Annotated in this window: 1 protein-coding gene; it reads left to right on the top strand. The window is 65.7% G+C overall.

From position 1 onward, the window contains the following. Positions 1-583, top strand: a 583-nt coding sequence (locus F3J14_RS35325) for an NAD(P)/FAD-dependent oxidoreductase (protein ID WP_166726798.1), incomplete at both ends; no start/stop codon positions are given.

Raw genomic sequence — 583 nt, 5'->3', positions numbered from 1 at the left:
TACGGGATCGGCATCAAGGAGCTGTGGGAAATCGATCCGGCCAAGCACAAGCCGGGCCTCGTGATCCACACGGCCGGCTGGCCGCTGAAGTCCGATACGTACGGCGGCTCGTTCCTGTATCACATGGACAACAATCAGGTCGTGGTCGGCTTCGTGGTGGGCTTGGGCTACACGAACCCGTACCTGTCGCCGTTCGAGGAATTCCAGCGCTACAAGACGCATCCGTCGATCCGCGCATTCCTCGAAGGCGGCAAGCGCGTGTCGTACGGCGCGCGTGCGATCACCGCGGGCGGGCTGCTGTCGCTGCCGAAGACGGTGTTCCCGGGCGGCGCGCTGATCGGCGACGACGCGGGCTTCCTGAACGCATCGCGGATCAAGGGCAGCCACGCGGCGATCAAGACCGGCATGCTGGCGGCGGACGCCGCGTTCGACGCGGTGCAGGCCGGCCGTCAGTCAGACGAGCTCAACGCGTACCCGGATGCGTTCAAGCAATCGTGGCTGTACACGGAGCTGTACCGCGCGCGCAACTTCAAGCAGTGGATGGCCAAGGGGCTGTACCTGGGCACGCTGATGGTCGGGCTCG

This window comes from Burkholderia sp. Tr-862, assembly GCF_011753085.1.
Classification (GTDB): Bacteria; Pseudomonadota; Gammaproteobacteria; order Burkholderiales; family Burkholderiaceae; genus Burkholderia; species Burkholderia ambifaria.
The sequence above is the reverse complement of the archived record's forward strand: the minus strand, read 5'-3'. Positions and strand labels throughout refer to the sequence as shown.